The organism is Ignavibacteriales bacterium (assembly GCA_016214905.1).
Lineage (GTDB): Bacteria > Bacteroidota > Ignavibacteria > UBA10030 > SZUA-254 > PNNN01.
Genome location: JACRMQ010000003.1, coordinates 24,004 through 46,467, shown reverse-complemented (window position 1 = coordinate 46,467; position 22,464 = coordinate 24,004). Strand labels below are relative to the sequence as shown.

The 22,464-nt window shown below is 40.7% G+C and carries 22 protein-coding genes; 3 read left to right on the top strand and 19 right to left on the bottom strand.

Features of this window, described 5'->3' with window-relative positions:
• Positions 1-163: 163 nt before the first annotated feature.
• From HZB59_01345 to HZB59_01265, 17 genes are all read right to left on the bottom strand, one after another.
• On the bottom strand, positions 164-502 hold the full coding sequence (locus tag HZB59_01345) for a DUF86 domain-containing protein (GenBank protein ID MBI5020059.1): 339 nt from the start codon (positions 500-502) through the stop codon (positions 164-166).
• Positions 489-782, bottom strand: a complete 294-nt coding sequence (locus tag HZB59_01340; GenBank protein ID MBI5020058.1) for a nucleotidyltransferase family protein — start codon at positions 780-782, stop codon at positions 489-491. The genes HZB59_01345 and HZB59_01340 overlap by 14 nt, the downstream gene beginning before the upstream one ends.
• A gap of 144 nt (positions 783-926) precedes the next feature.
• The gene (locus HZB59_01335) at positions 927-1,862 is read right to left on the bottom strand and encodes an NAD(P)-dependent alcohol dehydrogenase (GenBank protein ID MBI5020057.1); all 936 of its coding nucleotides are present in this window, start codon (positions 1,860-1,862) and stop codon (positions 927-929) included.
• An 18-nt stretch (positions 1,863-1,880) separates the two neighbouring features.
• Complete coding sequence (locus HZB59_01330; GenBank protein MBI5020056.1) at positions 1,881-2,543, bottom strand: DUF4395 domain-containing protein; 663 nt, start codon at positions 2,541-2,543, stop codon at positions 1,881-1,883.
• Positions 2,544-2,960: 417 nt separating this feature from the next.
• Positions 2,961-3,323 carry a cupin gene (locus HZB59_01325; GenBank protein ID MBI5020055.1) on the bottom strand — a complete coding sequence of 121 codons (363 nt, stop codon included), beginning with the start codon at positions 3,321-3,323 and terminating at the stop codon, positions 2,961-2,963.
• Positions 3,324-3,402: 79 nt separating this feature from the next.
• The gene (locus tag HZB59_01320; protein ID MBI5020054.1) at positions 3,403-4,395 is read right to left on the bottom strand and encodes a hypothetical protein; all 993 of its coding nucleotides are present in this window, start codon (positions 4,393-4,395) and stop codon (positions 3,403-3,405) included.
• 198 nt (positions 4,396-4,593) lie between these two features.
• Positions 4,594-5,682 carry an HNH endonuclease gene (locus HZB59_01315; protein ID MBI5020053.1) on the bottom strand — a complete coding sequence of 363 codons (1,089 nt, stop codon included), beginning with the start codon at positions 5,680-5,682 and terminating at the stop codon, positions 4,594-4,596.
• A 162-nt stretch (positions 5,683-5,844) separates the two neighbouring features.
• Complete coding sequence (locus HZB59_01310) at positions 5,845-6,219, bottom strand: DoxX family membrane protein (GenBank protein MBI5020052.1); 375 nt, start codon at positions 6,217-6,219, stop codon at positions 5,845-5,847.
• Positions 6,220-6,548: 329 nt separating this feature from the next.
• The gene (locus HZB59_01305; GenBank protein ID MBI5020051.1) at positions 6,549-6,758 is read right to left on the bottom strand and encodes a hypothetical protein; all 210 of its coding nucleotides are present in this window, start codon (positions 6,756-6,758) and stop codon (positions 6,549-6,551) included.
• Positions 6,759-6,768: 10 nt separating this feature from the next.
• Positions 6,769-7,749 (bottom strand): RluA family pseudouridine synthase, encoded by a 981-nt coding sequence (locus HZB59_01300; protein MBI5020050.1) that lies wholly within the window; start codon positions 7,747-7,749, stop codon positions 6,769-6,771.
• Positions 7,750-7,754: 5 nt separating this feature from the next.
• Complete coding sequence (lspA, locus tag HZB59_01295) at positions 7,755-8,393, bottom strand: signal peptidase II (protein MBI5020049.1); 639 nt, start codon at positions 8,391-8,393, stop codon at positions 7,755-7,757.
• Between the two features lie 12 nt (positions 8,394-8,405).
• Entirely contained in the window at positions 8,406-8,909 is a 504-nt protein-coding gene (locus HZB59_01290; GenBank protein ID MBI5020048.1) for a TraR/DksA C4-type zinc finger protein, read from the bottom strand.
• An 85-nt stretch (positions 8,910-8,994) separates the two neighbouring features.
• A complete protein-coding gene (locus HZB59_01285) occupies positions 8,995-12,129 on the bottom strand; it encodes an isoleucine--tRNA ligase (protein ID MBI5020047.1) in 3,135 nt (1,044 codons plus the stop codon).
• 38 nt (positions 12,130-12,167) lie between these two features.
• Positions 12,168-12,368: a DUF2905 domain-containing protein gene (locus HZB59_01280; GenBank protein MBI5020046.1), complete on the bottom strand. Its 201-nt coding sequence runs from the start codon at positions 12,366-12,368 to the stop codon at positions 12,168-12,170.
• Between the two features lie 24 nt (positions 12,369-12,392).
• Complete coding sequence (locus tag HZB59_01275) at positions 12,393-13,220, bottom strand: purine-nucleoside phosphorylase (GenBank protein MBI5020045.1); 828 nt, start codon at positions 13,218-13,220, stop codon at positions 12,393-12,395.
• A gap of 8 nt (positions 13,221-13,228) precedes the next feature.
• The gene (locus HZB59_01270; protein ID MBI5020044.1) at positions 13,229-13,768 is read right to left on the bottom strand and encodes a DivIVA domain-containing protein; all 540 of its coding nucleotides are present in this window, start codon (positions 13,766-13,768) and stop codon (positions 13,229-13,231) included.
• Between the two features lies 1 nt (position 13,769).
• Positions 13,770-14,447 (bottom strand): YggS family pyridoxal phosphate-dependent enzyme, encoded by a 678-nt coding sequence (locus HZB59_01265; protein MBI5020043.1) that lies wholly within the window; start codon positions 14,445-14,447, stop codon positions 13,770-13,772.
• A 134-nt stretch (positions 14,448-14,581) separates the two neighbouring features.
• On the opposite strand from HZB59_01265, the gene HZB59_01260 reads away from it, so the two are divergent.
• The 3 genes from HZB59_01260 to HZB59_01250 all read left to right on the top strand — a co-directional run bounded on the left by HZB59_01260 (position 14,582) and on the right by HZB59_01250 (position 20,224).
• Positions 14,582-16,006 carry a tetratricopeptide repeat protein gene (locus tag HZB59_01260; protein ID MBI5020042.1) on the top strand — a complete coding sequence of 475 codons (1,425 nt, stop codon included), beginning with the start codon at positions 14,582-14,584 and terminating at the stop codon, positions 16,004-16,006.
• A 54-nt stretch (positions 16,007-16,060) separates the two neighbouring features.
• Positions 16,061-16,894 (top strand): ATP-dependent sacrificial sulfur transferase LarE, encoded by an 834-nt coding sequence (larE, locus tag HZB59_01255; protein MBI5020041.1) that lies wholly within the window; start codon positions 16,061-16,063, stop codon positions 16,892-16,894.
• Between the two features lie 159 nt (positions 16,895-17,053).
• The gene (locus tag HZB59_01250) at positions 17,054-20,224 is read left to right on the top strand and encodes a PD40 domain-containing protein (GenBank protein MBI5020040.1); all 3,171 of its coding nucleotides are present in this window, start codon (positions 17,054-17,056) and stop codon (positions 20,222-20,224) included.
• Here the strand turns inward: HZB59_01250 and HZB59_01245 are convergent.
• Together HZB59_01245 and HZB59_01240 are read right to left on the bottom strand one after the other, a co-directional pair.
• Positions 20,197-21,711: a HAMP domain-containing protein gene (locus HZB59_01245; protein ID MBI5020039.1), complete on the bottom strand. Its 1,515-nt coding sequence runs from the start codon at positions 21,709-21,711 to the stop codon at positions 20,197-20,199. The genes HZB59_01250 and HZB59_01245 overlap by 28 nt on opposite strands.
• 1 nt (position 21,712) lies before the next feature.
• On the bottom strand, positions 21,713-22,384 hold the full coding sequence (locus HZB59_01240) for a heavy metal response regulator transcription factor (protein ID MBI5020038.1): 672 nt from the start codon (positions 22,382-22,384) through the stop codon (positions 21,713-21,715).
• Positions 22,385-22,464 lie beyond the last annotated feature (80 nt).

The following is a 22,464-nucleotide window of genomic DNA, read 5'->3' as shown; positions in this document are numbered from 1 at the left end:
ATATTATGACCGATACCTGTGATGATAATAAATATTAAAAGAATGGATTTTCTCAACATAATGTTTTCCCATTTAGATAATATGTTTCGATAATCGGACGAACAATTTTACACCGATTACTTCTAAATTTGTTCAGCGCCCAGTTAAAGCGCGGATATGGGACTTAAAGACTTTTCAGGATAAAGTTGACTTGCTTTTTCAATATTGGAATATCTTTTTGAACAGTAAGCCAAACTTTTTCTATGTCGACACCAAAATAATCATGAATCAACTTATCACGCATTCCGGCAATATCATCCCACGGCACATCCTGATTCACTTCTCGGATTTGCTTCGATAATCTTTTTGTTGCTTCCCCGATAATTTCGATTTGACGGATTACCCCATCCTGAACGAGTGTATCTTTTTGAAAAGAGGCAGAAGAGATTCGATTTGTGTAATTCTCAATCTTAAGGATCGCATCCCGGATATGCTTAAGATATATAGAATCATCGCGCGGCATAAATTTGGCGAGACTCCTTTACTATTCTATTCCTCAGATAACGGCTGATAGATTTGGTAGTTAAAAGATCCACCTTTCGTCCTATGACAGCCGATAATTCTCTTTCTAAACCAACCATTTGTAATAGTGAAACAGGTTTCGAAAATGTTACAAGAAGGTCAATATCACTATCTATTCGAAAATCACCACGTGCCATCGAACCAAAGATACGGAGGGTCTTCACGTAATACTTACTATAAATGTTGATGACTTCAACGCTATTTAAATTGATTTCGCTCATGTATTAAGATACGATATTTTGAGAAAAGATGCCTGTATTTATAAACTAATTGATCGTACGGTTTTAAATAAATATAATAAGTAAACCTAACAAAATAACAGTTATACCTACGAATACTAAAAACACTTTTCAAATCATTTGTTTTTAATGCTCCAAAGTTATCACTACATTCCCCTTTTTATGTCCCTTATCTACGTATCTGTGTGCCTCTACAATTTGTTCAAATGGGTAGCGTTTGTCGATTACCGTTTTTAGCTTTCCTGCTTCACAGAGTTCTTTGAGAAATATCAGGTCTTCGACTTTCAATATGATGTTACCAGACAATGCAAGAGCGGATAGATAAACTCCTGATTTTGTCAAAGACTTTTTACGTTTTGATGATTTAATTTTTCCCACTGCATCAAAAATGACATCATAAGTTTCACTTCTTTGTGTAAAATCTTCTTTCGTGTAATCGATTACTTTGTCTGCTCCTATCGATTTCACCATCTCTAAATTCGCGGTGCTGCAAACTCCTGTAACTTCTGCTCCATAGTGCTTGGCAATCTGTACTGCATAACTGCCGACACTGCCTGAAGCTCCATAGATTAACACCTTTTGACCCGGTTGAATATTTGCTTTTCTAAGATGAATCAGGGAGGTTAATCCGGCGTTAGAAACAGGTGCGGCTTCCTCGTACGACATGTTGGATGGTTTCATTGCAACAATTCTATTTTCAGTAATACAACAATACTCGGCATAAGTGCCGAATCTAAATTCAGTCGATGCAAAAACAGGATCACCTATCTTAAACCGTGCAACATCTTTGCCAATTGCTTCAACATCTCCCGCAAGTTCCATCCCAAGTATTTTTTTTCTTGGTCCCTTGAAACCAACCACGATTCTCATCAAGAACTTGAAAAAGAAATCTGTGACAGGTCCTAAACCGGGCTCCAAACGCCGAATTTTGGTATCACCTATGTGCGCTGTTGTTGCTTTTACTTTTATCAGTACTTCATTCTCCTTCGGGGCAGGTTTCTCCACCTCTTCGATCTGAAGAACTTCGGGCGGTCCATATTTATGACAAACAACTGCTTTCACATGTGCACTTTCTATTCTTTATTTGGTGTGCTCAACAGTGTTGATTCTAAACAAGTCGTATGGTTTTTGACTAAAGTTATCATTGAATAAAACTACGGTCAGAAAAATGTATGCAACAAATCCTAAAACAATAAGCATCTGAACACCGGATGTTTTTTGAATATCTTGCTTGGCTTTTACGTCGCAAACTTCACCCGGGCAGTATTGCGCTTTTTCTTTGTAAATCCATGAATAGAATTTGCAACCCAGGCAAATCCCGAACGCTGATTCGAAGAATAAGAATATCAGGCAGATTAAACAGATGATACCTGTTATCGGGCTATACGCATTCATTATTACCATATGAATGAACATTATTGCCGCCAATACAACACCGATTATCCACGCGAACTTCTTTTGCTGTGCCCCGACATATTCAGGCACTTGATTCCTGACTATCAAACGTCCGATTATTAACGATGGAGAATATTTTGGATTAATAAAAACCCGGATCAAAAAATCTGTGAGAAACATGGTGATTCCATATTTTATCAGCAAGAAATTTCCGCTTGATAAGATTACCACTAAAGAGATAAACAAAAGTAAGAAAAGTATTCCTGCCGCCGCTCTGACTTCACGTTCATTTAAAACAGGGATATTATAACCTGCAACATCTTCGCCAAACTTTAATATTTTACTCATTTAACATTCCTTTTTATTTGTTCCTATGTATTACGTTTAAACATCCCGGTTAGTTGCGTTTAATGCTATTTACTAGTGGAGACATCTGAAAAATAGAATAATAGTCATGGTGAGCCTGTCGAACCATGACATGTTAATCCAATTTCACGCTTCGACAAGCTCAGCGTGACAAGTTTGCTTTTTCTTAAACAATTTTTCAGTTGTCTTTAGTTATCACTGTTTAACCAATTCCACACGACGGTTCTTTGCCTTGCCATCTTCCGCGTCATTAGATGCGACGGGTGAAAGAGAGATTAAAAATTGCCGGTACAAAAAACAAACTGAAGATTATTGTTGTTACGCTTTTCATTTTATTTCCTCGTAGTTATTAATATTGTAATTGAACCGCTGATTAAATAACGGCTTTGACAAAAAAAATCATTTATCTCGATTCACGATGGTTGGGGAGAATGCCGGAAGGCAAACGGCAATATACTCGGCTCCGCCTTCGTACGGTGTACTGTATCGCACCCACTCACCGGGTTCTGTAACAATAGCTTGGCCCGCGTTTACTTCTATAATTCCACCTTTATGTTCCACTTTCAAACGCCCACGCAACATGACAGTGATCTCCTGAAATTCAGGTCGCTGGCCCGGTTCAACCCAGCCTACTGGTGCGATCATTCTTGCCACGCTTACCGCACTATGCCCGGAATTTACATGACCAATATACTCTTCAATACGTTTTGGCAAATTACCAGCAGCATTGATGATCGTAGGTTGTGATATTAATTTTGGCATAGATGAAAATCCTGAGTAAAATTCTTGTTAAGACTGATAACTATATTTGCATGGTTAGCTTTACCATACTTTTTTCTGCTTAACTATTTTCAATGACTATCTTCGGTCCATCAATATATCTATGTTTTGTCTTTGGATAAAAATGTTGTAGAACCAACCCCTGAAGAGTCTCGATTTCGGATAAATACTGTTGGCTGCCATTGTATTTAGCAATTATTTTTCTTAACAAATCCCAATCTGCCCATTCTCTCTCCCAATATTCTTTTGGTTGCTCAGAAAGAATAGTCATCAAATCATCAACTACTTTTTTAGTCCCGAGTTTAACACTTTCTTCATCGGAAAGATATTTTTTTGTTTTGACTTGCATAATACCGAGTGTTTTTGATATGCCAAGTTTGAAAGTAATAGCTTCAACTATGCGATATGCCTTAGGACGGTTAAACGCTTCATAAAGCATGATTGAAAATATTAATGCTTCAACTTTATCATTGTTTGTGATTGATCGGATAATTGAATGGTATTTAGATTTATAAAGATTATAACGATGATGAAGATAACTCTCCTTCCGTTTTCGAGTTCGTTCATCAGAGAAGCTCATTTTGTTGAATAGCTCATATAGAAAGATAATTATGATGATCCATAATTCATTACTTATAGAACTGAAATCCGGTAGAATATTAGCCTTTACTCGAAGAATTTTATCATAAATATAAAATGTTATGGCAAATGTCACCGTAAAGTGAAGTAATTGCATTGGCCAATTTATTAGTCGTGTTCGGCCAGCAAAAAGATTAAATAGTATTCGGAAGGCAAAATAATAGACGACCACATAGTAGATATTGACAGTAAACGCATCAAGATTAAATTGATAAAATAAAGTTGTAACGAGAATAATAAATACTACAGGTGTTAGAATTCTAACTAGAAGATTGAAAATAGGTGCTTCATCAGATTTGAAAAACATTGATAATTGCATATAACCAAAAGATAGAGAATGCTTGCCTATCCAATTAGTTACAAAGAATAGAACAACGGCTAACGAAAATTGAGAAAAGAATATGTATGTGTTCATTTTGTTCTCATCTTGTGTCGGCAGCTAAAGGACTGGAGCTAAGCTGCGTGTAAACGTTCCAGCGCATTGAATTATGTTTTTAAATTTAAAATCTACGTTCGTATTGTATGTTGTAATTTGAAAACTCAACACTTTCAATCTAAGAGCGTGAGCGGTTACCACGTCAGGTTGAGCGACTGGTTAGCCAGCTAACAATAATTAGTCAGACTCATATTTGAATAAAAATTCACGTCCAGATAAGTCGGTAAAATCCTTTAATAGTTTTCGATTATCTGATTCTGCATACTTTAAATTGCTTCTAATAAATGTTGTTACGTATTTATTATGCATATTCCAACTTAAATATTCCTTATCAATTATTTTAAGACCGGCACGCACCATATTTTCCGGCAAATTGTTTAGAATTTGCCTCGCCGCTGGAGCACCTTTAAATGAAACGGATTTTGCTTGATCAAGCAAAGCAATTACAAAGCTACCGTAAAGTGACGAAGGCACAGAATTTTGATGTCCAATTAATGCAGGACATATCAAGTTTACTTGTTCATATTGATCATGATTGATGATTGCAATTAGATCTTCAAAGAAGACAATTCGTAAATCTTCAGATAATGAAGACAGAGAATCTGGTGGTACCTCTTTTAATAATTCCGCTTTTGAAGAAGCGTCACCTAATAGCGTTATAGATCTTACGGATTGCTCAAGTATTAATAATACCTGAGATGCAGAAGAAATATTACTTTGGGCAATTCGCGCTAATAAAGATATTGCATTCTTCTTTGAAGGAAGTGCTGACAAGAGAGAATCAACAACATATGCCTGATCTGCATTGTTGAGCAAAGATAATTTGGTTACAATAGTTGTTGCTGATATTTCATCCGACAGTAACAATTGTAAATACTGCTTTGCTTCCTTTGAAGGATTAGGTTGAGATGAATTTGCCTCCAGTTCTGGGTATTTGGCAGTTGCATTTGAAATCCTAGAGCGTTCCGCAATTACCTGAGCGTAAATTGTGCCTGATTCAACTAACATATATATACGATCACGTCGCGCTTTCAATTCTTTTGGTTGTAATTTATTTCCTATAGGATGCTTCTTGTTATAAGCGCCTATTTCTTGATGACAATCGAAGCATACTGGAATTCCATTATCAAATTCATTTGGTCCTCCATCTGATTCATCAATAATATGAGCAGCTTCAATGTTTGTACCACATTGTTTAAGACAAAGGCAGCAAAGTCGACCGCATTTAATAAACATTTCAGTTTTAACTTTCGAACCAAATGGCATTGTTTTCCTCTTATATGGCGGGCTAACTATTAATTATACTGTCATATGGCGTGCTATCAGATCCACCAGAGAAGGATAAGCACGTAGTGTGTATGGTAGATTCCATATGTTTTATTGTTATTATTCTGTTTGCGTAGAATATAAAGTTTTAATAATTCAAACTCAAATCTTTAATAACGGCTTGTAACTTTCGCGGTAGTTATAGGCAATGAACAAGTTTGCCAAAACCAAAAATATCGCAACCGGTAGTCCCTCAGGAGCAAGAAAAGCATGAATGAAAAATATATTTATTATAATGGGTGAAATCAACACCGCCGCGAGAGGGACAAACCTTCCCGAGAGAAAAGCAATGCCGCAAATCAACTCGATTATTTTCACAGTCGGCAAAAGGTAAACCGATGCTTCAAGTCCGTCGCTGAATATTTTCATAGTGCCCGTCGGCTCAGGCGGAGTGATGAGTTTGAACAGAAATGTAATGGAAGAAAACAGGAACAGAAGTCCCATTAAGCTGCGAACAATTATTAATGCTATTTTCATTTTTTTATCTCCGGTTTTTTATCTCACTTCGTGTTTCTTCGTGTAATTCTTTTACAGAGCCACACGAAGAATTCAGTATGCTGAAAATATACGAGGAATTGGGGGAAGTGTCAAGCTATCACTTCCATATGTTCTGAATTCCCGTTTTCACGGGAATGACAAGTGGTTTTTTTCTTTACGAACATCTTTTATTGTCACTCCCGCATGCCTGCGTGCCGAAACACCCGCAAGTAGGTACTGCGGCGTGCAGACACGTTTTAGGCGGAAATCAAGAATAGGTTATTCCTTTCGTCTGGATTCCCGTTTTCACGGGAATGACAAGTGGCTTTTTACTTATAAATATATTGTATTGTCTCTCCCGCGCGCCTGCGTGCCGAAACACCCGCAAGTAAGAATTGGTGGTAGCCGCAACCTTTGCCAAAGGCATCCCATTGGGACAGGTTGCGTTTCTGCGATGCCCTCGCAGACGTAAAGTCTGCGGCTACCAGAGGATTTTTCTTTTTGGTCAGCTCTAACAAGCTCACGCTTCGATCCCGCATCTTGCGGGACTCAGCGTGACGAATGCCGCAGGAGGTTTATTATTTCTGTAAAATCGGGTGGCAGTTGAGATTCGAAGTGCAATGTTTCTTTTGTAACGGGGTGAATAAATCCGAGCGTCTTGGCATGCAACGCTTGCCGGTTAATAATTTTTAGAAATTGCCCCACTTCTTCTTTTTTCTTTTTTTCCGTGCCGCCCCAAGCAATGCGTCTGCCGCCGTAAGTCGGGTCGCCGAAAACAGGATGACCTATATGGTGAAGATGAACGCGTATCTGGTGCGTGCGCCCTGTCCGTAATTTTAATTTTACGAGCGAAAGATATTCGAACTCTTCCAGCACTTCATACTCAGTCGCGGCGGCTTTACCCGTATCGCTCACGGCAATCTTTTTTCTGTCAGATTTACTTCTGCCCAGCGCGGCATCAATCAAACCCGACTTCTTTCCTTTTTCAAAACGTCCCCACACAATAGCCCAGTAAGCTCGATCGATAGTCCGTTTGGAAAATTGTTTCGCAAGATGCGCATGAACCGTGTCGTTCTTAGCTATCACGATTATACCCGAAGTATCTTTATCTAACCGGTGAACAATACCGGGACGGGTTTGATCGTTTATTGTTGAAAGACCATCGTTGCAGTGATGGAGCAAAGCATTGACGAGCGTGCCGGTGTAATTTCCGTACGCGGGGTGAGTAACCATGCCTGCCGGTTTGTTGACGACGAGCAGATAATCGTCTTCAAATAAAATTTCGAGCGGAATGTTTTCGGCAACAACATCGGGCGCGGGTGGTTTTGGAATGATAATATGTATCACTTCTCCCGGGGCAACCGTATGGCTTACCTTTACTTTCTTACCGTCAACGGTTATGAATCCTTCTTTGATTCCCTGCTGAACTTTAGAGCGGGTTGCATTCTCGATATGGTGAGTGAGATAAACATCGAGACGTTCTTTGACTTTTCCCGGAGGAATTATTATATCGAATTCGCGGGACGACATAGTCGTCACGGTTGTGTGGAGTTGGATTGGGCGGATGCGGGGGGAAGATCTTGCGTTACAATTTTGCCATCGTCGGCAACAGCAGCCAATTGCTGTGAGGAATTTCCTTCACTAACGACTTTCCTGTGGACGAATAGCATCAATATTACACCACAAGTTACGGATGCGTCGGCAATATTGAAAACGGGCCAACGGTTCATATGATAACCGAAGAAATTTATGTTGAAAAAATCGACATCAATAAAGTCCACAACGCTGCCATAAAACAATTGTTTGCCGCCAAACAACACACCGTAGAAAACACGATCGATCAAATTTCCAACAGCGCCGCCCAGAATCATCGCGAGTGAAATTCGAAACAAAAGATTTTCTTTACGGACTTTGTAAAGGTAAATGACGATTCCGACACTGGCTATGATTGAAAAGATGGAAAAAAATAATTTCCCGCCGAGGTCTATACCGAACGCCATTCCGGGATTTTCGATGTATGTCAACCGCAGGAAATCGCCGAGGATCGGGATACTGGTTCCGTATGGCAAGCCGATATGATGAATTCCCAGAAACGGAATATCAATCCCTTTGATCAATAATTTTGTGAATTGATCGGAGACAAGAAGAGCGAGGGTGAAATAAAGAACGCGCACAATCAGGTTCGGTTATTTTCGCATCTTCATTTTGCACTGCACACATTGCTGTGCGTGAGGTACCGCCTCAAGCCGCTCTTTTTCTATCAACTTACTGCAAACAGTACAACGGCCGTATTCACCTTTCTCAATACGAACAAGAGCGTCTTCCAAATAATTCAAAAATTTTCCTTCACGCGATGCGAACATGAAAGTTTTTTCCCTCTCCATCGCGTCGGTGCCTTGTTCCATGTGCGTTGAATAGGTGGAATTCTCCGTGGCATACTCGCCTGTCTGGGAATCCATCATGGTATCGCGCAAGGTTTCTAATTCTTCGGCAATTTCTTTTTTCTTCTCGAGAATAATTGATTTAAAGTGCGCCAGGTCTTCTTTCGAATAGCGTGCCCTGCTCACCGGCTTTGGTGGTTCCACTTTTGCAGGTGCCTGTTTTACAACCGGTCGAGGTCTAGGTTTTGGTTTAGCCGCAACTTTAGGTTTCGCCGAAGCGATTTTCCGTTTTTTCGCTCTTTCTTTCATCAAGTTTATCGTCTTATCGGCGATAACGGTATTTTTTTTCGTCTTTGCCATGATATTTCTTCCCCTTCAAATAAAAAAATTATGTCTAAGATACTCTTTCTATAGTGATTGAGCAAATTTCACCGTTGATATCTTGTTCAGCGCTGAATTCATCCGCTTTCACTTCTTCACCGATTTCAACGGCGAGCGTTTCGTTTTGTATATATTCATTCATTCCAGAAAGTGCTGACCGAAGTTTTTCGGTCGGTTTTACTCTGAGGCGAATTCTGTCTGTAACATCAAACCCTGCGTCTTTGCGCATATTCTGAACCCGATTCACAAACTCACGGGCAATTCCTTCATTAATAAGTTCATCGGTCAATTCGATATCGAGCGCGACCGTTGTGTTCGAATCCGATTCGACAACCCAGCCCTTGATATCTTCATGAATAATTTCAACATCATCTCGCGCGATTACGGTTCCACCGCCGTTCAGGTTGATAGTGATACTTCCTTTTTGTTCGATCTCTTTGATCTCGGCTGTTCCAAAATTGCGAATCGCCGCGGCAACCGGCTGCACCGATTTACCATGCTTGGGTCCGAGCGATTTGAAATTCGGTTTTATTGATTTATGAACTATCCCCGAATCGTCGCTTACGTACTCAATTTTCTTCACGTTTATTTCGTCCAAGATTACGTCTTCCATTTTACTGACGACCTCTTTGTCTTTTTCGTTGAAGACCGGGATGATTAAACGTGCAAGCGGCTGCCTGACTTTCAGATTAGATTTGTTTCTAATCGCTCTTACGAGAGAAACGATCCGTTCCGCTTTTTCCATCCGAGCTTCAAGATCCAGATCGACAGCATCTTCATTTACGATTGGTATTTGAGAAAGATGCACCGAAATTTCTTTCTCCTTTTTTGTCACCGAATTAAGATTCTTGAATAATTCTTCTGCCGTAAACGGTGCAAACGGTGCCATCAATTTGGTTATTACCACCAAACACTCGTACAATGTTTGATACGCGGCGAGCTTATCGGATCCCATTTCGTTTTTCCAGAAACGACGTCTGTTTCTTCTCACGTACCAATTCGAAAGCTGGTCGATTGTGAAATCGCTGATCGCCCGCGCAGCTTTTGTTACATCGTAACCATCCATCGCTACATCATAATTTTTAATCAACGTGTTCAACGCTGAGATTATCCAACGGTCGATTTCCTGCCTCTCTGCCAAAGGTATCTGCGGTCCGCTGTAATCGAATTTATCTATGTTCGCGTAAAGAGAGAAGAAAGCATAAGTGTTCAGCAATGTGCCGAAAAATTTTCGCTGAACTTCGACCAATCCTTCTTCATCAAATAAAGTTGGTCTCCAAGGTGGACTTGTTGCCACTAAATACCAGCGAGTTGTATCGGCACCGTATTTTTCGATAATCTTGAATGGATCGACAGTATTCCCTTTCGACTTCGACATCTTTTGCCCCTCGTTATCGAGGATCAAATCGTTCACCAAAATATTTTTATATGCAGGTTTATCGAATAAAAATGTGCTGATCGAATGAAGCGAATAAAACCATCCGCGCGTTTGGTCAACACCTTCACAAATGAAATCTGCCGGATGCTGTTCGCCGGAATCGATCAATTCTTTATTCTCGAAAGGATAATGCCACTGCGCGAACGGCATAGCGCCCGAATCGAACCAGACATCGATCAGTTCCGGCGTGCGTTTCATCGTCCCGCCGCAACTGCAATTGAATGTAACATCGTCAACGAAAGGTTTGTGTAAATCAACCGGCTCGCTCAGGTTGTTTCCCTGCTTCAATTCGGCGATACTCCCGACACATTTCTGAGCGTTACATTCTTCACACATCCAGATAGGCAACGGTGTTCCCCAAAATCTATCACGCGATAGAGACCAATCTTTATTTTCTTCCAGCCAGTTACCGAATCGTCCCTCACCTACTTCGGGTGGAAACCAGTTGATGGTTTTGTTTAGTTCAACCATTCTCGCTGCGTATTTCGTTGTGGCAATGTACCACGATTCGCGCGCGTAATAAAGAAGAGGTGTTTTACATCTCCAGCAATGAGGATAGCTGTGAGTGATCATCTCTTTTTTATAAAGAAGATGACGCTGTTTAAGATTATAAATGATTTCGGGATCTGCTTCTTTTACAAATTTATTCGCAAACTCGGTCACCTCATCTCCGAACTCACCGCTCTTATTCACCGGGTGAATTGCTGGCAAACCGTATTTGCGCGAGACCTGATAATCATCTTCACCGTACGCCGGCGCGATGTGAACAATTCCTGAACCATCGTCGGTTGTTACGAAGTCGCCTTCAATAACATACCAGGCCTTCTCGTTTACAGAATGATAGCTGTACAAACGTTCATATTCTTTACCGACGATTGTGTTTCCTTTGAATTTTTCGAGCACAGTATATTCACCTTCAAGGACACCGAGGCGTGCTTCGGCAAGAATTAATTTTTCTCCTTTATGTTCGATCTTAACATATTCGACATTCGGATTGACAGCTAAAGCGACATTCGAAATCAGTGTCCACGGTGTTGTAGTCCAGACGAGGAAGAAAGTGTTCTCTTCCCCCTTCACTTTCATCTTCACATAGATGCTCGGATCCTTTACGTCTTGATATCCCAAAGAAACTTCGTGAGAAGAAAGCGGAGTTTCGCAGCGCGGGCAGTACGGCTGGATTTTAAATCCTTTGTAGATCAATCCCTTATCGTAATATTGTTTCAGCGCCCACCAGATCGATTCGATATATTCGTTTTTGAAAGTGATGTACGGATCGTCGAGGTTTACCCAATAACCCATCCGCTCGGTCATTTTTTCCCATTCACCCAAATATTTCCAGACAGATTTTTTACATTCTTCGTTGAACTTAGAGACACCGTATTTCACAATTTCATCTTTGTGTTTGAAGCCGAGCATTTTTTCAACTTCGATTTCGACGGGAAGTCCGTGCGTATCCCACCCTGCTTTTCGGTGAACTTGAAATCCGCGCATAGTTTTGTAACGGCAAACTAAATCTTTCAGCGTGCGACTCATTACATGGTGAATACCGGGACGTCCGTTAGCGGTCGGTGGTCCTTCATAAAAAGTGAAACCCGATTTGCCTTCACGCTCTGTTACACTTTTCTCGAATATTTTATTTTCCTTCCAGAAATTTAAAATTTCGATTTCAATTGCGGAGTAATTTATTTTATCTGTAAGTTCTTTAAACACGTTTCACTCTTTTACTTTTTACTGAAAAATGACAGCAGTCAGAAAATGCCGCTTATAATGATACTAATTAAAATGCTCGTTGTTATTGGAATAAAAATCCGGTAATTATCTTTCTTGATGTTTATATCACCGGGTAATTTTCCTATTAATGGAATTTTATCTACAAAAAGAAGCAGCACTCCTATTCCGATGATTATGAATCCGAAAAGGATTAAAATTTTTCCAAAGGGTTGAAGCATTGAATAAAAATTCGAACTGTTCGATTAAATTCGTCTGACAAGTTCCTTCATCAGCTTCGTCAGCTTCGGTTCAGCTTTATTGGCTATCTTAATTATCTCATCTACCGAAACCGGTTCGAGCGTGTCGGGGAAGCATTCGTCCGTTATTATTGAGATACCGAAAGATCGCATTCCCATATGATTCGCAATAATATTTTCCGGAACTGTAGACATGCCAACCGCGTCTGCTCCAATGTTTCTGAGCATTCTGTATTCGGCGCGGGTTTCAAGATTTGGTCCCTGAACCGCGACAAAGACACCATGTTTCACTTTTATTCTCAGATCGCGCGCAACTTTATCGGCGAGTGAAATTAATTCTTTGCTGTACGGTTCAGACATATCGGGGAAACGCGGACCTAATTCATCCACGTTAGCGCCGATCAAAGGATTATCACCCTGCATATTTATATGATCATCTATAATCATCAGGTCGCCGCGTTTGAATTCGGGATTCATACCTCCGGCCGCATTCGATATCAATAATGTCTTAACGCCTAAACCTACTTTATGAGACATAACACGCACAGGATACGTTACGTTCTGCAACGTGTATCCTTCATAAAAATGAAATCGTCCCTGCATTGCAACAACTTTACGTCCGGCGAGTGTTCCAAAAATTAATTTCCCGTGATGCGATTCCACAGTCGAAATCGGGAAGTGCGGTATTTCATCATAATCCAAAACGATTTCCTTGCGGATTTCTCTAACCAATCCGCCCAAACCGGTTCCGAGTATAATTCCGATCTCGGGACGCATTTTGGTATGCTTCCTGATATACGAAATAGATTCTTGCACTTGCTCTAATAACGTCATCGACATACTCAACCTATCTGTTTTATTATCTCATCGATTTCAGCCGACTTTTCAACAGTCGGGGATTTTGCTTCCATCTCAATTCCACCGCCGATTTTCTCATCAAACTCCAGTGCCTTGATCAACTCAAGTTCCGAGTTGAGAAGCATTCTCATCCGGCTAACGATTGAATCTTTCTTCGCTTTAAGAATTGTTATTTGTTCTTTGGTTGAAGTGAGTTCAGTTCGAGCTTTATCAAGAATTTGCGATGCCTTAACTTCCGCTTCCTGTAATATCAACTGTGCTTCCTTGCGTGCTATCTCAACGGTTTTTCCGGCAGTCTCCTGCCCTTGCATCAATGTTTGCTGCAATGCTTTCTCAATCGTCTGGTAATCTTTCAATCTCGTCTCAAGCTCGATAACTTTCTCAGAGAGCTTGCCGTTAATTTTATTCAGCTCGTTCATTTCATCCGCGATCTTAGAAAGAAACGCAGACACTTCCGCTTTATCAAAACCAGAAAGCTTCGTATTGAATTTATGAGATCGTATTTCCGAAACCGAGATATTCATTTTATTTTCTTTCACCAAAAATTGCCGTGCCAATACGCAGCATGGTAGCACCTTCTTCAATCGCCACTTCAAAATCGTTCGTCATACCCATAGAAAGTATCGGGAGCCGATAACCTTCCGATTCGAGCGATTCTTTGATCTGTCTTAGCTGCCTGAATCCCGGTCTAGATTCTTCGGGATCCGGTGAAAAAGGTCCCATCGTCATCAATCCGGAAACAGACAGATTTTCGATAACTGCAACTCTTCGAATAAAATCGGGCGCATCTTTAACCGATATACCGAATTTAGATTTCTCATCGCTCGTGTTGACTTCGACGAGAATATTGATATTCCTGGATAATCTTCGAGCATGTTTGGAAATTTCAGATGCCAACTCAATCGAATCTACCGCGTGAATCAGGTAGATCCAATCCGCGATATATTTTATTTTATTCGATTGTAAATGCCCGATGAAATGCCAGCGAATTGGAATACCGTTCAGCGCTTCTTTTTTCGCACGCAAATCCTGAACATAATTTTCTCCGAGATCAAGTATGTCAGAACGAACCGCTTCTCGTATCAAATCTGCAGTTACCGTTTTTGAAACGGCAATTAACGTAATTTCTTCTGTATTCCGACCATTTTTCCGGCATACATCGGCGATACGTTGCCTGATATTTTTAATATTATCTGCGATCATATTGCCGTAACGACAGTAAATATACCTGATTTTTCCATTAAAAACAACGAAGAATTTTCAACAAAGAATATGAAACGCTTGACTTCCGATTCTTTTTTTATTTATATTGTTACATACAGATTAACCAACAGACAATGGATCGTTTAGATTTTGAAAACTTTGACGACGAGTTCGATGAACCGCGTCGTGATGATCAGAAGACCGAAGAAGAAATCCAAAAACTCTCCGAACAATTGAAAGCTGAAACAAGCGGATCAACCAACATCGAAGCGTTAGAGGAAATCGCTTATTTCTATTTTGAAAACCATAAATACCCGGAAGCTCTCGATTATTTTGACAGTCTGCTCGAATTTGTTCCGTACAATTCCGAGATCTGGCTTCGGCGCGGAACAATATTAAACCATCTGCATCGTTTTGAGGAAGCGCTGGAATCGCTTGATCGCGCTCAAATGTTGAATCCGAACGATCCCGATATTTGCATCGGTTATGCTTACGCTTTAGAGAATACAGGCCGTATGGAAGAGGCATTAAACTGGTACGATAAAGCGATCGAACTCGATGAACAGAATTACGATGCCATGTTCATGAAAGCATTATCGCTTGAACGGCTCGACCGTTTCGATGATGCCATTAAAATTCTGAAATCGATCCTTCACGATAATCCCTCTCACAAAGAAGCCATCTACGAACTCGGATTTTGTTACGAATGTTTAGACCGTTTGGATGATGCTCTCAGTTGTTACAACCAACATATAGATTTAGATCCGTTCAATTACACAGCGTGGTACAATAGAGGTATCGTGCTGAACCGAAAAAATTCCTTCATCCAGGCGATTGAAAGTTACGATTTTGCACTGGCGCTGAAAGAAGACTTCCCATCTGCCTGGTATAATAAAGGTAATACTTACGCGAATATGGGCAGATTGCACGACGCAGTTGACTGTTACAGAACAACTATCCGATACGACGAAGCTGATATTCCTGCCTGGCACAATTTAGGAAACGCGTACGAAGAATTAGGCATGTACAAACTTGCCATAAAATGTTTCACTCAGGCAATCAAACTCGATCCGAAACATTACGAATCTTACTTCGGCAGGGGAAGCTGTTACGACTCGATAGAAAATTATCAAAAATCATACAACGATTACTCAACGGCATTACTCCTCTGCAAAAATTATCCTGAAGTGTGGCACGCAAAAGCGGATGCAGCTTATAATTTGGGCAAGTGGCGCGAAGCATTGTACAGTTATAAAATGGCAGTGCGCTGGGATCCTGCAAATATAAGCGCATGGTTCGATTTAGGAGAAACACTTCTTGAATTCGGATACTTCAAAGAAGCGCTTAAAGCTTTCAATAAATGTATAGAGTTGAATCCTAACTGGGCTGATCCGTATTACGACAGAGCGAAAGTTCTTTTTCTGATGAGAAAAACTTTCGATGCTCTTGAATCATTAAAGAGATCGTTCCAGCTTGATCCTGCCAAGAAAAACGAATTCGAGGAAGAATTTCCGGGCGTTCGGTCGATCAAAGAATTCACTCACCTTTTAGAAAAATAATTCAATTTGTTAAACTAAAAAAGTTCTTAACAAATGTTATGAACTTGATCTGCTATGAATAAAGAACTTGAAAATAAATACAATCGGTTAAAAACATTATTGGGTGAACTCGGGAAAATTGTCATCGGTTTCTCGGGCGGTGTGGATAGTACATTGTTGTTGAAAATTGCTGTTGATACCTTGGGTAAGAATGCCCTCGCCGTGATCGGGAAATCGGCAACTTATCCTGTGCAAGAATACAAAGAAGCGTTGGAGTTGATACGACTGATCGGCGCGGAATATTTAGAAGTGGAGACGGAGGAAACTGATAATTTAAAATTCCGTGAAAATCCTATTGATCGATGTTATTACTGTAAATCAGAATTGTTTTCTAAGCTTCATGGTATTGCAGAAGCGCAAAACATACCTTGGATCGCAGATGGCTCGATAGTTGATGACTTAAAAGATTTCCGCCCGGGAAGCCGTGCCTCTGCCGAACAAAATGTTAGATCTCCATTGCTGGAATCAGGATTCACAAAAGAGGATGTACGCGAATTATCGAAACACCTTGGTTTACCAACGTGGGATAAGCCGTCGTTCGCCTGTCTTTCATCACGTTTTCCATACGGATTTGGGATTACAAAAGAGGCGCTCAGCAAAATTGATCAGGCAGAAATGTTTTTGCGTTCACTTGGATTTCGTGCGTTCCGGGTTCGGCATCATGATGAGAAAACAGCCCGCATTGAAATCTTACCCGCTGAAATTCCACTCATACTCGATGCAGATATCCGAAATTCAATTATAGAAAAACTGAAAGCGCTGGGATTCATTTACATTACACTCGATCTTCAGGGATATCGCACCGGTTCCATGAATGAAATCCTACCTTCCGAGATAACTAAAAAATAATTACAGCAAGTTTACTAACAAAGTAAACCTCCGGTATCTTCCTTGCCATTCTTTTGAAGATACCTGAGGTTTTTTGCGGTTTATACTTTTACCGAAACTTTGCATCTCGTTTATCCGTTTCGTAATTTAGTATAAGAAACGCGGCAAAGGATCATCTCTATGAAAATCAAAATCATTATAATCATATCATTCCTCGTGAACATTTTTTGCGCCTCATCTCCGGCACAGGATGCCTCGTTCGGGAAAAATAAAGTTCAGTACAAAAACTTTGATTGGTACTTCATTCAATCGGTTCATTTCGACGTTTATTTCTCGCAAGGTGGAAAAGAGCTTGCCTATGTAGCAGCCGATATCGCCGAGTCTTCTTATTACTCTATAAGCAAATCATTCAGGTATCAAATACCCGATCGGATACCGTTGGTGATCTATAATTCACATAACGATTTTCAGCAGACGAATGTAGTGAGTGAATATATGGAAGAAGGAATCGGCGGCGTTACGGAACTGTTCAAAAACAGAGTTGTCATTCCGTTTGAAGGAGATTACAAAAAGTTTCGGCACGTAATCCACCATGAACTTGTGCACGCCGTTCTGAACGAAATGTTTTACGGCGGTTCGCTCCAATCGATCATTTCCAACAATATCACGCTGCAATTACCGATGTGGTTTAACGAGGGGTTGGCGGAATATGAAGCGCTGAAATGGGACACAGATTCCGATATGTTTTTAAGAGATGCCACCGTACACGAATATTTGCCGAAGATCGATCAATTGTACGGATACTTCGCGTATCGCGGCGGGCAATCGGTTTGGAATTACATTGCTGCCAAATACGGTGAGCAAAAGATCGCCGAGATATTAACGAGAATAAAAGGGTCGCGAAGCGTGGATCAGGGATTGAGAAACTCGATCGGCTTGAATGTTGAAGAACTTTCGGAGCGCTGGCAAAAAGAACAAAAAGTATTGTACTGGCCCGATATTGCCAAGCGTAAAGAACCGACAGATTACGCCCGACGGCTTACAGATCACCGCAAGGACGGCAGCTTTTATAACACTAGTCCCGCAATTTCTCCGAAAGGTGACAGACTTGCTTTCATCTCGAACAGAGATGATTATTTCGATGTATTCGTGATGAATACAATCGATGGAACAATAGACCAAAAACTTATTAAAGGTCAGCGCACTCCAAATTTCGAGGAACTGCACCTTCTTACGCCGGGTATGTCGTGGTCACCCGACGGAAAATACCTAGCTCTCGCCACTAAAACCGGAGCGCGCGATGCGGTGATCATCATAAATGTTGAGACAGGGAGTGAAGAAAAAATTGAATTCGATCTTGACGGAATATTTTCAATCGACTGGTCACCGATTCAAAAAGATTCAATCCATCAGAGAGGTAAGGTTTCATTCATCGGGATGCAGGAGAACCATTCCGATCTTTTCGTTTACGATCTTGATTTAAAAGAATTAATCAATCTAACGAACGATGTCTTCAGTGACGGCGATCCGTCGTGGTCTGCCGACGGTTCAATCATTTATTTTTCCTCCGATCGTGACGCCGAAATATTTTCCGATCAACAAACAAATAAAATAAATATTTACAAGCCAAATTTCGGTCAAAAAGAAATCTATGCGATAAAAATTCTCACCAGGCAGATCAAGAGAATCACCGATTTACCGAACAGCGATGAAACTTCTCCTTGTGCCTCGCCCGACGGGAATTACCTTTTATTTATTTCCGATCAGAATGGAATCAATAATATTTATACCCAAAACATCAAGAACGACTCCAGTTACGCGATTACTAATTCGCTTAGCGGAGTTTATCAATTATCTCTTTCACGCGACGGCAATAAACTCGCGTTCAGTTCATTATCGAATGCCGGATTCGATTTATTCCTGATGAGAAGTCCGTTTGAACAACCTACTTATTCTTCAGCGCTCGAGCAGACGGAATTCTTCCGCCGCTTAACTGCAAAACCAACCGACATAGAAAAGCAATCAACACGGCAACCGGATATCAAGTTAGCCGATGATGTGATAATCAAACTGGATAGAAAAGATTCTGTAGAAACTTTCGATGTTGAAGGGGGAAAACTTGAACTGAAGAATTATATATTCAACGATATTTACAGAGATCGCGGCGCCAAGATTTCGGATAGTTCCGCTACCCGGGTTATAACAAACAATCTCGATTCTCTCGGACAATTCAGGGTTAATAAATACAAAATTAATTTTTCTCCCGATATAATTTACGGTAATGCCGGTTATAACACATTTTACGGTGTTCAGGGATCAACGATAATGGCATTCAGCGATATGCTGGGCGATCATCAATTTTATCTTCTTCTCGATTTGCAATTTGGTTTGGCAAACAGCAATTACGCCCTTGCTTATTTTTATCTTCCAAAACGAATCGATTATGGTCTGCAGGGATATCATAATGTCGGATTTTTAGATCTCTTCGATAAAACCACCGAGAACTATTATAGGTATCGATTCCGGAATTACGGTTTAACCGGTGTAGCTACTTATCCATTCAATAAGTTTGATAGAGTTGATTTAGGTTTATCATGGATGAATCTCACACGCAACAATTTAAGTTTGGCAGAAGCAGTTGTCCAAAAACGCACACTCATCGTCCCATCGGTGGGTTATGTGCACGATAACAGTTTATGGGGTTTAATTGCACCTGCAAACGGTGAACGCTACGCGATCAACGTTATGGCAAGTCCGAAGATAAATAGTTCATCTCTCGGTTTCGTTTCTGTTACCGCAGATTACAGACGATACATTCGCTTAGGCCGGAATTATACTCTCGCTCTCCGGTTAGCCGGCGGCGGCAGTTTCGGAAAAGATCCCCAGCGTTTCGTTCTCGGCGGAGTATCGAACTGGCTCAACTGGCGTGTTGAGAATAATCAAATTCCGATCACCGAAGCGGAAGATTTTGTTTTCCTCACTTACGGCGTACCATTGCGAGGATATAATTACAATAAAACTGTCGGAACGAAATACGGCATGATGAATACAGAGTTGCGGTTTCCGCTATTCGGATATTTTGCCGCCGGACCGATCCCGGTTTTCTTTCAAAGCTTCAGCGGCGCGTTGTTTTTGGATATTGGCGGCGCGTATAGATGGCGGAAGGATTTTAAAGCTTTCGATAAAGATCTTAATGGCAATACATACATGCGCGATTTATTAGCCGGAACCGGTTACGGTGTTCGTATGATTTTTTTAGGATTTTTATTGAAGATGGACGTTGCATGGAGCTTTAATTTACAGCAGACATCAACTCCGCAATATTATTTTTCGCTGGGCGCCGATATCTGAGAAGCCTGATCGAGATTAAGCGGTAAGAACACACAGAACGCGCTACCTTTATCTATTTCGCTTTCAACGGATATTCGTCCTTTGTGCATATCAGCAATCCATTTCGCTATGGAAAGTCCAAGACCGCTTCCACCTAATTCGCGGGAGCGGGCTTTATCGACACGATAAAATCTGTCGAATATCTTCGCTTGCTCACCGACCGGGATTCCAATTCCGGTATCTCTGATTGTAATCTTTGCATAGGTGTTTTCTCGTTCGAGCGAAATAAAAACAGATCCATCCTCCGGTGTATACTTAATAGCGTTATCAACAAGATTAAGCAGTAATTGTCGTAGCCGCAATCGATCTCCGTTCACAATTAACTTTTCATTAGCTACATTTACGACATGAATATTTTTTCTCAGAGCGAGCATTTCACTGTCTTCATTTATCTCAGCCATCAAATCATCTAATTGAACTTGTTCTTTGAAAAGAACTTCAGTTTGAACATGATCGGCTTTCGCTAATGTCAAGAGGTTTTCAATGATAGTCGACAACCGCAAGATTTCATCCAGTATACTCGCCAACACACGGCGATATTCTTCATTCTCCTTCGGATTTCGAAGCGCCAGTTCAACTTCGCCTCGCATTATAGTCAGGGGTGTGCGCAGTTCATGAGATGCATCGAGAGAAAATTGACGAATTTGATCGAACGATTGTCTCAAACGAACAATCATACCGTTAAATGTTGAAACCAATCTACCTATTTCATCGTTGACTGGATGTTCTGGAATCTGCTGATCGAGGTTGTGAGCGGTTATCTTCTGAACTGTTCTTGTAATGTTGTCTACGGAACGCAGCGATGAATAGGCGAAAAACCATCCGCCTCCAATCGAGATTGCCAAAGCAATCGGAATAAGTATCAGAAAAATCGAAAATAAATTATCAAGCACTTCACGAACTTCCGCAAGCGGGTAAGCGACGTAAATATTATTAGTTTTTGTCGATGTGGATGCGACCCGTAAATTTTCTCCACGCTCATTCTTCACGGTATTTATCTGGACTGTATTTAACGGAGCTTCACCAACTAATAAACTATCTTCTCCCACCGTGAATGAGCGGAAAATTACCGCTCCTTTTTTATCAGTGACCTCTATTAATGTTTTTTTCGGATTCAACAAAGCATGTTCATAGATTTGATTCCAGATATCTTCATCTGCCTCACTCATCGCAAGTGTATCCTGCGCAGGAGTTTCTATCACCTGACTCAACGGAACGGATTTTTTCTTTGTGGCGAACCGCTTACTTGGTTTTACCTTGGCTCCTTTCGGTTCTATAAATCCTTTTACCCATTGCACCTCATTGCTCAATGAAATATCCAAGCTATCTGTAAGCTGTCGGCGGGAATAAGTGTAGGCAATCAATCCAAACGCTACAAGCGTAGTGAGAAGGAGTAAAGAATACCAAAATGTTAGTCGTGCACGAATCGATTTTAAAACCAGGAACATTTCATTGATCCTTCATCACATATCCAACCCCGCGAACGGTGTGAATAAGTTTTTTTTCGAAACCATCGTCGACCTTGCTCCGAAGATGATTGATATAAACATCGATAACATTTGTGCCTGTATCGAAATTATAATTCCAGATATGTTCCGAGATGATTGTTCTCGTCAAAACACGATCAACGTTTCGCATGAAATATTCCAGAAGAGCATACTCTTTACCCGTGAGTTCGATAATTTTCTCACCACGCTTCGCTTTATGGGCTATGATATCGAGTTGAAGATCGGCAACATGTATAATCGTAGTTTTCTCAGCCGATCCCCGGCGGAGCAAAGAACGGACCCGCGCAAGAAGCTCGGCGAAGGCGAAAGGTTTTGTCAAATAATCGTCGGCACCGCTATCAAGTCCTTCAACTCTGTCTTCTATCGAAGTTTTGGCAGTCAGCATAATCACGGGTGTCATGTTCTTTTTTGCCCGGATCTCTTTCAAAATCGTAATCCCATCTTTTTTGGGTAGGAGGATATCTAGAACCAGCAGGTCATAATTGCCGTTTTGAGCAAGCTTCGATCCACTCTCACCATCATGAGTGACATCAACTGTATAATGCTCTTCTTCCAGTCCCTGCTGGATAAATTTCGCAACCTTTTTCTCATCTTCTATAATTAGAATTTTCATAATACCCTCTGCCAATTATATTTGTAAATCCGGTTGAATGAATATAAAAACATTTTCATTAAACTGCTAAATCAAATTTT

Bases quoted from the DNA above. Each gene is read 5' to 3' on its own strand.
- HZB59_01310 (MBI5020052.1), bottom strand. From the start codon at position 6,219: ATGAAAATAGCATTAATAATTGTTCGCAGCTTAATGGGACTTCTGTTC.
- HZB59_01240 (MBI5020038.1), bottom strand. From the start codon at position 22,384: ATGAAAATTCTAATTATAGAAGATGAGAAAAAGGTTGCGAAATTTATC.
- HZB59_01300 (MBI5020050.1), bottom strand. From the start codon at position 7,749: ATGTCGTCCCGCGAATTCGATATAATAATTCCTCCGGGAAAAGTCAAA.
- HZB59_01315 (MBI5020053.1), bottom strand. From the start codon at position 5,682: ATGCCATTTGGTTCGAAAGTTAAAACTGAAATGTTTATTAAATGCGGT.
- HZB59_01290 (MBI5020048.1), bottom strand. From the start codon at position 8,909: ATGAAAGAAAGAGCGAAAAAACGGAAAATCGCTTCGGCGAAACCTAAA.
- HZB59_01305 (MBI5020051.1), bottom strand. From the start codon at position 6,758: ATGCGGGATCGAAGCGTGAGCTTGTTAGAGCTGACCAAAAAGAAAAAT.
- HZB59_01275 (MBI5020045.1), bottom strand. From the start codon at position 13,220: ATGACGTTATTAGAGCAAGTGCAAGAATCTATTTCGTATATCAGGAAG.
- HZB59_01250 (MBI5020040.1), top strand. From the start codon at position 17,054: ATGAAAATCAAAATCATTATAATCATATCATTCCTCGTGAACATTTTT.
- larE (MBI5020041.1), top strand. From the start codon at position 16,061: ATGAATAAAGAACTTGAAAATAAATACAATCGGTTAAAAACATTATTG.
- HZB59_01260 (MBI5020042.1), top strand. From the start codon at position 14,582: ATGGATCGTTTAGATTTTGAAAACTTTGACGACGAGTTCGATGAACCG.
- HZB59_01265 (MBI5020043.1), bottom strand. From the start codon at position 14,447: ATGATCGCAGATAATATTAAAAATATCAGGCAACGTATCGCCGATGTA.
- HZB59_01325 (MBI5020055.1), bottom strand. From the start codon at position 3,323: ATGCCAAAATTAATATCACAACCTACGATCATCAATGCTGCTGGTAAT.
- HZB59_01245 (MBI5020039.1), bottom strand. From the start codon at position 21,711: ATGTTCCTGGTTTTAAAATCGATTCGTGCACGACTAACATTTTGGTAT.
- HZB59_01270 (MBI5020044.1), bottom strand. From the start codon at position 13,768: ATGAATATCTCGGTTTCGGAAATACGATCTCATAAATTCAATACGAAG.
- HZB59_01280 (MBI5020046.1), bottom strand. From the start codon at position 12,368: ATGCTTCAACCCTTTGGAAAAATTTTAATCCTTTTCGGATTCATAATC.
- HZB59_01320 (MBI5020054.1), bottom strand. From the start codon at position 4,395: ATGAACACATACATATTCTTTTCTCAATTTTCGTTAGCCGTTGTTCTA.
- HZB59_01345 (MBI5020059.1), bottom strand. From the start codon at position 502: ATGCCGCGCGATGATTCTATATATCTTAAGCATATCCGGGATGCGATC.
- HZB59_01330 (MBI5020056.1), bottom strand. From the start codon at position 2,543: ATGAGTAAAATATTAAAGTTTGGCGAAGATGTTGCAGGTTATAATATC.
- HZB59_01340 (MBI5020058.1), bottom strand. From the start codon at position 782: ATGAGCGAAATCAATTTAAATAGCGTTGAAGTCATCAACATTTATAGT.